This window comes from Herbaspirillum sp. RV1423 (genome assembly GCF_000577615.1).
In the GTDB taxonomy this organism is placed as follows: Bacteria; Pseudomonadota; Gammaproteobacteria; order Burkholderiales; family Burkholderiaceae_D; genus Herbaspirillum.
In genome coordinates, this window is the sequence record NZ_CBXX010000006.1 from 54,101 (window position 1) to 66,412 (window position 12,312).

Sequence of the window (12,312 nt, forward strand, 5' to 3'; positions counted from 1 at the left end):
TGCTATTCCTGGACGGTTTCGTCGACGTTGGTCTTGCGGGCCGACAGGCGGCGCAGGATCTGTTGCACCAGGTCGCTCTGCATGTCGCGGTACAGCAGGACTTCTTCCGCCTGCTTCGCCAGTTCCTGGTTTTCGTCGTAGGTGATGTCGCGTTTGAGGACGATCGAGGCCGGCGCAATGATGATGGCGCCCTTGTTATTCTTCACCTGAAAACTGAAGCGTTGATACAGCGAGTATTCGCGTACGCGGCCGTCGGTGTTCAGGGTCAGGATTTTCCTTTCACGCGTATCCGCTAGCACTTGCAGCACCGCTTCCGCGTCGGTGGGGCTGTCGAGGACTTCGACGCCGCTGGCGCGGATGTAGCGTTTCAATTCCGTGCCCAGCGGCGAGTTGCCCGAGAAGCCGAGATAGATCGTCTTGAACGGCAGGTTCGCCGGTCCGCGCAGGTGGAAGCCGCAGGCGCTGAGCGTGAACGCGGCCAGCAGCATCAGAATCCATTGCAGGGTTTGACGTTGGCGAAGTTGAAATGGCATGAAAGTGTCCGTCAGGTTCGTGGGCGTGGATGCGTGGTTCGGATATCAGGCGACGATGTTGATCAATTTACCGGGGACGACGATGACTTTCTTCGGCGCGCCGGTCAGGAATTTTTGCACGTTTTCATTGGCCAGTGCGGTCGCTTCGATGGATGCCTTGTCGGCGTCCTTGGCGACGGTGATGCTGCCGCGCAGTTTGCCGTTGACTTGCACCATCAGTTCGATCTCGCTTTGTTCCAGCGCGGCGGCATCGACTTGCGGCCACTCGGCGTCGAGGATGTCGCCATGCTTGCCGGCGAAGCCCAGTTCCTGCCACAACGCGTGGGTGATGTGCGGCGTGATCGGATTGAGCACGCGCAGGAAGATCGAGACGCTCTCGGCCAGCACCGCGTTGGCGGCCGGGCTGTCTTCCAGCTTAGCGCCTTCGAGCGTGTTGAGCATCTTCATGCAGGCCGACACCACGGTGTTGTACTGGATGCGTTTGAGGTCGTGATCGGCCTGTTGCAGGATCTTGTGCACTTCGCGGCGCAGGGTTTTCAATGCGTCGCTGAGTTGCGCGGGATTCACCGTAGCGAGCGCGCCGGCGCCCTGGATGCGCGCGGCGTTGTTGTAGCCGAATGCCCACACGCGGCGCAGGAAGCGGTTGGCGCCTTCGACGCCGGTGCCGGACCATTCCAGCGTCTGTTCCGGCGGCGACGCGAACATGGTGAACAGGCGCGCGGTGTCGGCGCCGTACTGGTCGATCTGCGCTTGCGGGTCGATGCCGTTGTTCTTGGACTTCGACATCTTCTCGGTGCCGCCGATGGTGACCGGGCGGCCGTCTTCCTTGAGGAGCGCCGATACCGGACGACCCTTGTCGTCGTATGTCAGTTCGACATCGGCGGGATTGATCCAGGTCTTCTTGCCGGCGTCGTCTTCACGGTAATAGGTTTCGTTGAGCACCATGCCCTGCGTGAGCAGGTTGGTGAACGGCTCGTCGAATTTGACCAGGCCGAAGTCGCGCATGACCTTGGTCCAGAAACGCGCATACAGCAAGTGCAGCACGGCGTGTTCGATACCGCCGATGTACTGGTCCATCGGCATCCAGTAATCGTTGCGCGCGTCGACCATCGCATCGTTGCTCTGCGGCGAGGTATAGCGCATGTAGTACCACGACGAATCGACGAAGGTATCCATCGTGTCGGTCTCGCGGCGCGCCGGCTTGCCGCATTGCGGGCAGTCGACGTGCAGGAATTTTTCATGCTTGTTGAGCGGATTGCCGCTGCCGTCCGGCACACAGTCTTCCGGCAGCACCACCGGCAGGTCCTTCTCCGGCACCGGCACGTCGCCGCAATCGGCGCAGTGGATGATAGGGATCGGCGTGCCCCAGTAACGCTGGCGCGAAATACCCCAGTCGCGCAGGCGGAAGGTAACTTTCTTTTCGCCGAGACCCTTGGCGGCCAGGTCGGCGGCGACGGCGTCGACCGCAGCCTGATAGCCGAGTCCGTCGTATTTGCCGGAGTCGACGGTCTTGCCGTTTTCCTTGTCGCCGTACCATTCTTCCCAGGCGTCAGTGGAGTAGGTCTTGCCTTCGACGGCGACGACCTGCCTGATAGACAGATTGTACTTTTGGGCAAACGCGAAGTCGCGCTCGTCATGCGCCGGCACGCCCATCACGGCGCCGTCGCCGTAGGTGATCAGCACGTAGTTGCCGATCCAGACTTCGACCTGCGCGCCGGTCAGCGGATGGGTGACGAACAGGCCGGTCGGCATGCCCTTCTTTTCCATCGTCGCCATGTCGGCTTCGATGACGCTGCCTTTCTTGCATTCGGCGATGAAGTCCTGCAAGGCCGGATTGTTCTTCGCGGCGTGGGTCGCCAGCGCATGTTCCGGCGCTACGGCGCAGAAGGTCACGCCCATGATGGTGTCGGCGCGCGTGGTGAAGACCCACAGCTTGCCGCCGTTGATGAGTTTGCCGTCGTCCTTGATGTCGTGAGGGAAGGCGAAGCGCACGCCGGTCGACTTGCCGATCCAGTTGGCCTGCATCAGGCGCACGCGCTCGGGCCAGCCGGGCAGTCTGGTTTCGACGTGTTCCAGCAACTCGTCGGCGTAGTCGGTGATCTTGGCGTAGTACATCGGGATTTCGCGCTTCTCGATGACTGCGCCAGAGCGCCAGCCCTTGCCGTCGATGACCTGTTCGTTGGCCAGCACGGTCTGGTCAATCGGATCCCAGTTCACGGTGCCGGTCTTTTTGTAGATGATGCCTTTCTCAAGCATCTTGAGGAACATCCACTGGTTCCACTTGTAATATTCGGGCGAGCAGGCCGTCATTTCGCGCGACCAGTCGATCGCCAGGCCCATGGAGGCCATCTGCTTCTTCATGTACTCGATGTTCGAGTAAGTCCACTGCGCCGGCGGCACGCCGTTGGCCATCGCGGCGTTTTCGGCCGGCATGCCGAAGGCGTCCCAGCCCATCGGCATGAGCACGTTGTAACCGTTCATGCGCAGGTAGCGATACATCACGTCGTTGATCGTGTAATTGCGGACGTGGCCCATGTGCAGCTTGCCCGATGGGTAGGGCAGCATCGAGCAGGCGTAGAACTTCTTCTTGTCGCGGCCGTGCTTGTCCTTGGCGTGTTCGACGGTCTTGTACGCGGTGGTCGCGATCCAGTGCTGTTGCGCGGATTGTTCTACTTCTGCTGGGCTGTATTTATCTTGCATGACGGGTTGAGGCAAAGGAAAGATCGAAACCCGTCATTATACTGGCTCGCCCCGGAGGAGACCTACTTCCGCGTTGATGCCAATCCGACCACGAATTGCGCCGCGGCAATAGCGGCGGGCCGGCTCGTTCCGGTTGCTCAGAGATAAAGCATCTCGATGCTGATCGAGCCGTCCAACTGGATGTCGTCGGCCATCAGCAGATATGCGGCCCTGCTCAGTTTGGCGGTAACGCTGAGGTTGGTGATCAGCTCGGTAAAGGCAACCGGGACGCCGTCCGCGCCGAAGGCGAACTGGCTGCCGTCCTGGCGCAGGCTGCGTTTGGCGCTGTGGCTCCAGGCGGTACTGCCGTTGGCCCGCGACAGGATATCGGCGGCTTTGCCGTCGGCGACCGCCGAACTGAATCTGACCGAATAGCCGCCGATGTTCTTGCCGCGATACATGCCGAGTCCGAAACCGTCGCCGGCTTCGATGTCGGGGATGTCGTCGTCCCTCGAGGCTTCGCGGTTGTCGAAAGCCCTCACTGCGATTTTGGTGGGACCATCGCAGGAAATCCTCAGGTTGACTTGCCGGGATGGCAATTCCTTGTATTTGTCCCTGAGCTGCGGTTCGAGCTTGATGGTGCCGAAATCGATCACGCTGTTGCCGGGAAACGATGCCTTGCAGGCGGCGGGGCGGATCGTGCCCGTGACTTTCAGCTCTGCGGTGTCGGCGGCATGGGCGCCGGCGGCCAGCAGGGAAATGGATAAGGCGAGTGCCAGAATAGAGTATTTCATGAATTCTCTTTCATAAGGATTGCCGCCCGCCGGCAGGGTAATGCGGGGGCGGCAAGACTATTCTGAAGGCAAGTTCCCACTATTTATATAAGAAAATTCTCAAAAATTGGTTGTTGTTAAGTGGAAATGTTTCAATTTTTGCATTAAAAATTCATGCAAAATTGATGTAATGGTCATAGCTGCGTAACAATGCGCTGGCACGATGTAATCGTTTTCATTGACGAGCCTGCACCGTGCCGCCATCCATCAAACAAGTTGCCCTGCATGCCGGCGTCTCGACCGCGACGGTGTCGCGCTTGCTCAACAAGCCGGAATCGGTGAGTGTCGACACCGCCGGCAAGATCAACAAGGCGATTGCCGATTTGGGTTTTCGTCCCAACTTCAACGGGCGCAATCTGCGCGCCGGGCGCTCGCGCACGGTCGGTGTGGTGGTGCCGACGCTGTCCAATACCGTGTTCGCCCAATGCCTGCAAGGCATCGAACTGGCGGCGCGCGCGCTCGATTATTCGGTGATGTTTACCGCCACCGAATACCGTCAGGAAGATGAAGCCGCGGCGGTCGACCTGCTGCTCAACCATCGCGTCGACGGCGTCATCCTGACCGTGGCCGACGCCAGCGCCAGCAATACGCTGGATGTGCTCGACAGCGAACAGATTCCTTATGTCCTGACGTATAACCAGCCGCAGCAGGCTTCGCGCCTGTCGGTGTCGGTCGACAATCGGGTCGCCGCGCGCGACGCTGTGGCGCACCTGATCGCGCTCGGCCATACCCGTATCCAGATGCTGACCGGTTATTTCAGCGCTTCCGATCGCGCCATCCAGCGCTATCACGGCTATCTCGACGCCATGCGCGACCACGCCCTGACGCCTATGGCGCCGATAGAGGTGCCGCGCCACACCGGCCTGGCGATCGATTATTTGCAGGCTTTTGCCGATCCGCAGCAGCGTCCGAGCGCCTTGTTCTGCTCCAACGATTTGCTGGCGTTCGCCGCGATGCATGACTTGCGCGCGCTCGGATTGCGCGTGCCGCAGGATATGTCGGTGATGGGTTTCGACGGCATTCCGCTGGGTGAACTGATGTCGCCGGTGCTGGCCAGTGCGGTGCAGCCGTCGGAGCAGATCGGCGATGTCGCCTTGCGCACGCTGGTTGCCGCCATCGAGGGGCCGGCCGGCGACCGACCCGCCTCGCGCATTCTCGCGCATACGATCCGCGACGGTGGATCGGTGCAGTTTTTTGATTCCTAGTTTTTCACTCGTTCACTCCCACAGCAATAGAAAGGACGCGACATGCGCTTATTCCCAGGTTTACCCCGAATCCTCCAGACGATAGCGGCCGGCGCCGCTCTCGTCGCCTCGTTCAGCGTCTCGGCGCAGAACGTCATCTGCTACAACTGTCCGCCGGAATGGGCCGACTGGGCTACCCAGATTAAGACCATCAAGGAAAAGACCGGCATCACCGTGCCGCCCGACAACAAGAACAGCGGCCAGGCGCTGGCCCAGATCATGGCCGAGAAAGCCAGCCCGGTCGCCGATTTCACCTATGTCGGCGTGACCTTCGGCATCGAGGCCAAGAAGAACGACATCATTACGCCGTACAAGCCGACGGGCTGGAATGACGTGCCTGCCGGTCTGAAGGATCCGGAAGGTTATTGGACCACCATCCACTCCGGCACCATGGGCCTGATGGTCAACGTCGATGCCCTGAAGGGCAAACCGGTGCCGCGCTCGTGGCAGGATTTGCTCAAGCCGGAGTACAAGGGCCTGATCGGCTATCTCGATCCGGCCAGCGCGTTCGTCGGCTACGTCGGCGCGGTTGCCGTCAACCAGGCGCTGGGCGGCACGCTCGACAACTTCACGCCGGGCATCAACTTCTTCAAGTCGCTGCAAAAAAATCATCCTATCGTGCCGAAGCAGACTTCCTATGCGCGCCTGCTGTCGGGTGAAATTCCTATCCTGTTCGGCTACGACTTCGACGCTTACCGCGCCAAGTACAAGGACAAGGCCAACGTCGCTTTCGTGATCCCGGCTGAAGGCACCGTCACCGTGCCTTACGTCGTCAGCCTTGTGAAGAACGGCCCGAACCAGGCCAATGCCAAGAAGGTGCTGGACTTCCTGCTGTCGAACGAAGGCCAAGCGATCTGGGCCAACGCGTATCTGCGTCCGGTGCGCGCCTCGGCGATCTCGAAAGAAGCCGAAGCCCGCTTCCTGCCGGCAGCGGAGTATGCACGCGCCAAGTCGGTGGACTACGGCAAGATGGCCGATGTGCAGCGCCAGTTCAGCGAACGTTACCTGGCGGAAGTGAAGTAAGCATGCCGCGTGATTCGAATCATCCGCGCCGCCGCCGTCCGGGCGGCAAGGTCTGGTTGTTTGCGGTGCCGGGCATGACGCTGTTCGCGGCGTTCTGGCTGCTGCCGATGCTGCGTCTGATCGGCGTCGGCGCCAGCGGTCCGACCGGCGCGATGGCCTATCTGGCCGTCGTGACCAATCGCCACTATCTGTGGAGCCTGGTGTCGACGCTGTTGCTGTCGGGCGTCGTTACGGCGGCGACGCTGGCGATTTCGTCGTTCGTCGGGCTGTTCCTGCAACGCAATCGTTTTCCCGGCAAGCCGCTGCTGCTGGCGATGCTGACGTTTCCGCTGGCTTTTCCAGGCGTGGTGGTCGGCTTCATGGTCATCATGCTGGCGGGACGCCAGGGCCTGATCGGAGCGCTGACCGACAAGCTGTTCGGCGAGTCGCTGGTGTTTGCCTATTCGCTGGCCGGGTTGTTTCTTGGTTATCTGTATTTCTCGATACCGCGCGTGATCCTGACCGTGATGGCTGCCGCGGAAAAGCTCGATCCTGCGCTGGAAGAGGCGGCGCGCTCGCTGGGCGCGAGTCCCGCGCGCGTATTTCTCGATGTGATCGCGCCAGCCTTGACGCCTGCGTTGATTTCGTCCGGCGCGATCTGCTTCGCCACCAGCGTCGGCGCCTTCGGTACGGCGTTCACGCTGGCGACCAACATTGATGTCTTGCCGATGGCGATCTATAACGAATTCACCAGCTATGCCAATTTCGCCATGGCGGCATCGCTGTCGATCGTGCTCGGCGTGATTACCTGGGTCGCCCTGGCGCTGGCGCGTTCGCTGTCGGGCAGTTCGATCCCGGCGACGGCATGAGGATGGAGATATCGTGAAGCAATCCATACGCTTTTATCTGCAACTGGCGTTCACCTTGCTGGTGTGCGCCTTCCTGGTGGTGCCGGTGCTGTTGTCGATGCTGGCCGGCGTCACCGAGAATTTTTTCATCGGCTTGTCCAGTGGCCTGACGCTGCGCTGGGTCCAGCAGGTGTGGGAGACCTATCAGATGACCATCTGGCGTTCCATCGCGATTGCGCTGGCCTGCCTGCTGGTGACGGTGGTCGTCGGCGTGCCGCTGGCCTACATGCTGGCGCGGTACAAGGGGGGCAACAGCCGCCTGGCGCGCGTGTTCGAAGAGCTGCTGATGATGCCGGTGGCGGTGCCCGGGCTGGCGACGGCGCTGGCGCTGATCATGGCGTATGGGCAGTACCGTGCATTTCGCGGCAGCCTGCTGTTCATCCTGGTCGGGCATGTGCTGTTCACCTTGCCGTTCATGGTACGGCCGGTGCTGGCGGTGATGCAGTCGTCGCAGTTGGCGGTGCTGGAAGAAGCCGCCGCCAGTCTCGGCGCCGGACTGCGCCAGCGTTTCTTCGGCGTGGTGATTCCCAACGTCATGTCGGGCATCCTGGCCGGCGCGCTGATGGTGGTGACCTTGTCGATCGGCGAGTTCAACATTACCTGGATGCTGCATACGCCGCTGACCATGACCCTACCGGTCGGACTTGCCGACAGCTATGCTTCGATGCGGCTGGAAGTCGGTTCGGCTTATACCTTGATTTTTCTTTTGATGATTGTGCCGCTGCTGGTTGCCATGCAATGGGTGACGCAGACCACGCGGGCACGCGTACGCTTATGAACTCTTCTCTTTCCATCAAACTGTTGCAATGCGCGAAGACCTTCGGCAACGGCGCGCCTGCGCTGGAGCCGATCAGCCTGGAAATCCATCCCGGCGAAACCCTGGTGCTGCTGGGGCCGTCGGGCTGCGGCAAGACCACCACGCTGCGCCTGATCGCCGGCCTTGAGTTTCCCGATGCCGGCGGCCGCGTGCTGTTCGGCGACGAAGACGTCACCGATCTGCCGATCGAAAAGCGCGGCGTCGGCATGGTGTTCCAGAACTACGCCTTGTTCCCCAACATGACGGTCGGCGAGAACATCGCCTACGGCTTGAAGATCCGCAAGATATCCGCCGCCGAGCGGCTCGTCAAGATCGAGACCTTGCTGGAAATGGTGCATTTGCAAGGCCTGGGCCATCGCCGCATCGACCAGTTATCGGGCGGCCAGAAACAGCGTGTGGCGCTGGCGCGCGCACTGGCGGTCGAACCCAGGGTGCTGCTGCTGGACGAGCCGCTCACCGCGCTCGACGCCAAGCTGCGCGAAACCTTGCGCGCCGATCTCAACCAATTGTTGCGCAAGTTAGGCATCACGGCGATTTACGTCACGCACGACCAGGGCGAAGCGATGGCGCTGGGCGACCGCATCGTGGTGATGGAGCGCGGCAAGATCGCCCAGATCGGCAGTCCGCAGGATATCTATTATCGTCCGGCGTCCGAGTTCGTCGCCGACTTCATCGGCACAATGAACCGCGTGACCGGGATGACGCGCGTCGGCCACCTGCAAATCACCGCCGGTATCGTGCCGCTGGCAAACGCCAGGCCGGACCAGCGGGCGACGGTGATGTTCCGTCCCGAAGACGTCGACATCGTGCCGCTGGATACGGCCGGGGCGGAGATGTTCGGCGACGTCATGTCGACCTTTTTCATGGGCGACCGCACGCGCCTGCTGGTGGATATCGGCGCCGACATGCCGGTGATCGTCGAAACCCGCCGGCGCGGCGTCTGGCATGCCGGCGAACGCATTGGCCTGCGCGTGCCGGAGCATGCCGTCATGCAGTTGCCTCAACATTTGTGGGAAGGAGAGGAGCGCGCATGATTCTCTGCCAGATTTCCGACCTGCACATCAAGGCGCAGGGCAAAAAATCCTATCGCGTGGTTGATACGGCGGCGAGCCTGCGCCGTTGCATCGAGCAGGTCAACCGGCTCAGGCAGCGTCCCGACGCCGTGGTGTTCACGGGCGACCTGGTCGACTTCGGTATGCCGGAGGAATACGCCGCCTTGCGCGAACTGCTGGCACCGCTACACATTCCGTACTACCTGCTGCCGGGCAATCATGACGAACGCCACGCCTTGCGCGCGGCCTTTTCCGATCATGCGTATTTGCAGCAAGGCGGCGCTGGAAAAGACGGAATCGAGGATGCACGCATCGAGTACGTGATCGAAGACCATCCTTTGCGCATCGTCGCGCTGGATACCGTGATCCCGCACTCCAGCAAAGGAGAATTGGCCGCCTCCAGTCTGGCGTGGCTGGACCGGGTATTGGGCGAACAGCCGCAGCGGCCGACGGTGATCGTGATGCATCATCCGCCGTTCAAGACCGGCATCGGCCACATGGACGACATCGGCCTGGCCGATCCGCAGTTGCTGGAGCAAGTGGTGCGCCGCCATCCGCAGGTGGAACGCGTCTTGTGCGGCCATCTGCACCGGCCCATCCACGTGCGTTTCGGCGGCACGATTGCCTCGACTTGTCCGGGCGTGTCGCATCAGGTGGTGCTGGACCTGGATCCGCAGGCGGCTTCGCAATTCGTGATGGAACCGCCGGGATTCCAGTTGCATATGTGGGATACGGATGCGGGGCTGATCAGCCACACCGCCTATGTGGGCGAGTTCGACGGGCCTTATCCGTTCTACGACGGCGACAATCTGATTGATTAAGGACGATTGGGTGAACGACTGACCACCGGCCGCGAGAGGGAGGGAGAAGCTACTGCAGCGCCAGCCTGAGCGTCGCGGCCTCTTCGTAGTCTGCGCAGCGCTCGTTGATCATGGCGACGCAGAACTGCAATTCTTCCAGGATGTCCGGCGCCGTGGCGCGCAGTTTTTCGCTGTGCTGGACTTCGATGGTCAGCACTTCGTTGTCCTTCAGAACGAACTTGCTCATGCCGTCATCGTCGCGCAGGTAACTGAGGCAGTCGACCCAGGCGTTCATATTGCGGCCGTAGAAGTCGGGGAAGCCGAAGACTTTCGCGCATTCGTCATGGAAACTGTCCCAGTCGGCGATGAGTTCGCCGTTCAGGCGTGCGGTGGGCATGATTACCTTTTCTCCGCGCCGGGTTTCGGATCGGTGACGAAACCCAGTTTGTTCAGGCCGTTGCTCTGCGCCGCCGACATGACGTCGGCGATGACTTCGTAACGGGTCGCCTTGTCGGCGCGCAACTGCAATTCGGGTTGCGGCTGTTTGCCCGCGGCGTCGGCCATGCGGCGGGTCAGTTCTTCCAGCGTTACCGGCTGCTCCTGCCAGTACAGCTTGCCGGCAGCGTCGATGGCGATGTTGACGGTTTGCGGTTTCTCCGGCGTCGGCGCCGATTTTGCCGTCGGCAAATCGAGTTGCAGGGAATGCGTGAACAGCGGTGCCGAGAGGATGAAGATCACCAGCAGCACCAGCATCACGTCAACCATCGGCGTGACGTTGATCTCGGCCATCGGCCCCGCTTGCTGGTTGTCGTTGAAGCCGCCGAAACTCATGATTGCCCCTTGCCGACACGTTCGCCGGTAGTCAAGTAGGCATGCAGGTCGTGCGCAAAGCCGTCCAGTTCCGCCAGCGTGAGCCGGTTGATGCGTGTGAAGGCGTTATAGGCCAGCACGGCGGGAATGGCCACGACCAGGCCGAGCGCGGTCATGATCAGCGCTTCGCCGACCGGGCCGGCGACCTTGTCGATCTGCACGGTGCCGCTGGCCGATACCGCCGCCAACGCGTGATAGATACCCCAGACGGTGCCGAACAGGCCGACGAAAGGCGCAGTCGAACCGACCGAGGCCAGCAGGGTCAGGCCGCGCTCCAGCCGCGCCGAGACGCGGTTGATTTCGCGGCGCAGCGTGCGCGTGATCAGTTCGCCCGGATCGGTGGCGGCGTTCAGCGAGGGGATGCCATGCTGTTTGGAGGTGATGCTGGCGGCTTCCGACGAGCGTTGCGCCAGGGGCGTGTAGATTTCCTCGCTGTCGATGTGTTGCATGACGGCGATGGCATCGGTCAGCGTCGGCGCTTTCCAGAAGCCGTCCAGCGCATTGCTGCTGCGACGGATGCGCCAGGAACTCCAGGTTTTGGCGAGGATGTAATACCAACTGGCGATGGACATCAGCAGCAAGGCATAAGCGACGGCGTGCGAAACGGCATCGCCCTGTGCCCAGTAGTGGGCGAATCCAACGGTTTGTTCCATGTCGTGTTCTCTAGGTTAAAAACGGCAGAGGTGTGATGGCAATCCGTTGGAGCGGTCATCCTTGAAAAAATTCGACGCGCGGAACATATCGCACGCGCCGTGATCGTGGATGACCTACTTCAATCCCAGCACGTCCTGCATGTCATATAGTCCGGTTTTCTTGTCCGCCAGGAAACGCGCGGCGCGCAGGCTGCCGTGGGCATAGGTGACGCGGCTGGAGGATTTGTGCGTGATTTCGATGCGCTCGCCGATGCCGGCGAACAGCACGGTATGGTCGCCCACGATGTCGCCGCCGCGGATTGCGGAAAAACCGATCGACGACGGATCGCGTTCGCCGGTGATGCCTTCGCGTGCATAGACGGCGACGTCCTCGAGCTTGACGCCGATGGCGTCGGCGATGACTTCGCCCATCTTCAGTGCGGTGCCGGACGGCGCATCGACCTTGTGACGGTGATGGGCTTCGATAATTTCTATGTCGTAGCCTTGCGAAAAACTCTTGGCGGCCAGTTCCAGCAGCTTGAGCGTGACGTTGACGCCGATGCTCATGTTCGGCGAGAGCATGATGGCGGTCTTTTGCGCGGCTGCGGCGATGGCGTCCTTGGCTTCCTGTTCCAGGCCGGTGGTGCCGATGATCATCTTGATCCCGTGTGCGGCACAGTATTCGGCGTGCTTGAGCGTTCCTTGCGGACGGGTGAAATCGATCAGGTAGTCGGCGTTGGCCAGGCCTTTGGCCAGGTCGGATTCGATGGCGACGTTGGCGGGCTTGCCGAGGAAAGCGGCAGCATCCGTGCCCAGGTTCGGCGAATCGGGTACATCCAGGGCGCCGGCCAGCACCATGTCGTCGGCGTTCTGGATGGCTTCGATCAGCATGCGGCCCATGCGGCCGGAAGCCCCGGCGACGGCGATTTTCAATGCACTCAT

General features: G+C 61.5%; 13 protein-coding genes. 6 read left to right on the plus strand and 7 right to left on the minus strand.

Features of this window, described 5'->3' with window-relative positions; all coding sequences use genetic code 11:
* Positions 1 to 2: 2 nt before the first annotated feature.
* The 3 genes from lptE to RV1423_RS28475 form a co-directional block, all read right to left on the minus strand.
* Positions 3 to 533, minus strand: a complete 531-nt coding sequence (lptE, locus tag RV1423_RS08300; RefSeq protein WP_034295324.1) for an LPS assembly lipoprotein LptE — start codon at positions 531 to 533, stop codon at positions 3 to 5.
* 45 nt (positions 534 to 578) lie between these two features.
* Positions 579 to 3,233: a leucine--tRNA ligase gene (gene leuS, locus RV1423_RS08305; RefSeq protein ID WP_034295326.1), complete on the minus strand. Its 2,655-nt coding sequence runs from the start codon at positions 3,231 to 3,233 to the stop codon at positions 579 to 581.
* A gap of 137 nt (positions 3,234 to 3,370) precedes the next feature.
* The gene (locus RV1423_RS28475; RefSeq protein WP_051516574.1) at positions 3,371 to 4,006 is read right to left on the minus strand and encodes a DUF1120 domain-containing protein; all 636 of its coding nucleotides are present in this window, start codon (positions 4,004 to 4,006) and stop codon (positions 3,371 to 3,373) included.
* Positions 4,007 to 4,239: 233 nt separating this feature from the next.
* Between RV1423_RS28475 and RV1423_RS08315 the strand changes: the two genes are divergently transcribed.
* From RV1423_RS08315 to RV1423_RS08340, 6 genes are read left to right on the plus strand one after another with little or no spacing between them, the layout of a single operon-like run.
* Positions 4,240 to 5,250 carry a LacI family DNA-binding transcriptional regulator gene (locus tag RV1423_RS08315; protein ID WP_034295328.1) on the plus strand — a complete coding sequence of 337 codons (1,011 nt, stop codon included), beginning with the start codon at positions 4,240 to 4,242 and terminating at the stop codon, positions 5,248 to 5,250.
* A 42-nt stretch (positions 5,251 to 5,292) separates the two neighbouring features.
* Positions 5,293 to 6,312: an ABC transporter substrate-binding protein gene (locus RV1423_RS08320; protein ID WP_034295329.1), complete on the plus strand. Its 1,020-nt coding sequence runs from the start codon at positions 5,293 to 5,295 to the stop codon at positions 6,310 to 6,312.
* 2 nt (positions 6,313 to 6,314) lie between these two features.
* A complete protein-coding gene (locus tag RV1423_RS08325; protein ID WP_034295330.1) occupies positions 6,315 to 7,160 on the plus strand; it encodes an iron ABC transporter permease in 846 nt (281 codons plus the stop codon).
* A 13-nt stretch (positions 7,161 to 7,173) separates the two neighbouring features.
* Positions 7,174 to 7,977: an ABC transporter permease gene (locus RV1423_RS08330; RefSeq protein ID WP_034295332.1), complete on the plus strand. Its 804-nt coding sequence runs from the start codon at positions 7,174 to 7,176 to the stop codon at positions 7,975 to 7,977.
* A complete protein-coding gene (locus RV1423_RS08335; protein WP_034295334.1) occupies positions 7,974 to 9,050 on the plus strand; it encodes an ABC transporter ATP-binding protein in 1,077 nt (358 codons plus the stop codon). The genes RV1423_RS08330 and RV1423_RS08335 overlap by 4 nt, the downstream gene beginning before the upstream one ends.
* Positions 9,047 to 9,889, plus strand: a complete 843-nt coding sequence (locus RV1423_RS08340) for a phosphodiesterase (protein ID WP_034295336.1) — start codon at positions 9,047 to 9,049, stop codon at positions 9,887 to 9,889. Before RV1423_RS08335 ends, RV1423_RS08340 begins: the two co-directional genes overlap by 4 nt.
* A gap of 49 nt (positions 9,890 to 9,938) precedes the next feature.
* Here RV1423_RS08340 and RV1423_RS08345 read toward each other — a convergent pair whose 3' ends face one another.
* From RV1423_RS08345 to dapB, 4 genes are all read right to left on the minus strand, one after another.
* Positions 9,939 to 10,265, minus strand: coding sequence for a barstar family protein (locus tag RV1423_RS08345; protein WP_034295338.1), 327 nt, complete (start codon positions 10,263 to 10,265; stop codon positions 9,939 to 9,941).
* A 2-nt stretch (positions 10,266 to 10,267) separates the two neighbouring features.
* Positions 10,268 to 10,699: a biopolymer transporter ExbD gene (locus RV1423_RS08350; RefSeq protein ID WP_034295340.1), complete on the minus strand. Its 432-nt coding sequence runs from the start codon at positions 10,697 to 10,699 to the stop codon at positions 10,268 to 10,270.
* Positions 10,696 to 11,391 (minus strand): MotA/TolQ/ExbB proton channel family protein, encoded by a 696-nt coding sequence (locus RV1423_RS08355; protein WP_034295342.1) that lies wholly within the window; start codon positions 11,389 to 11,391, stop codon positions 10,696 to 10,698. Before RV1423_RS08355 ends, RV1423_RS08350 begins: the two co-directional genes overlap by 4 nt.
* A 114-nt stretch (positions 11,392 to 11,505) precedes the next feature.
* Entirely contained in the window at positions 11,506 to 12,312 is an 807-nt protein-coding gene (dapB, locus tag RV1423_RS08360; protein ID WP_034295344.1) for a 4-hydroxy-tetrahydrodipicolinate reductase, read from the minus strand.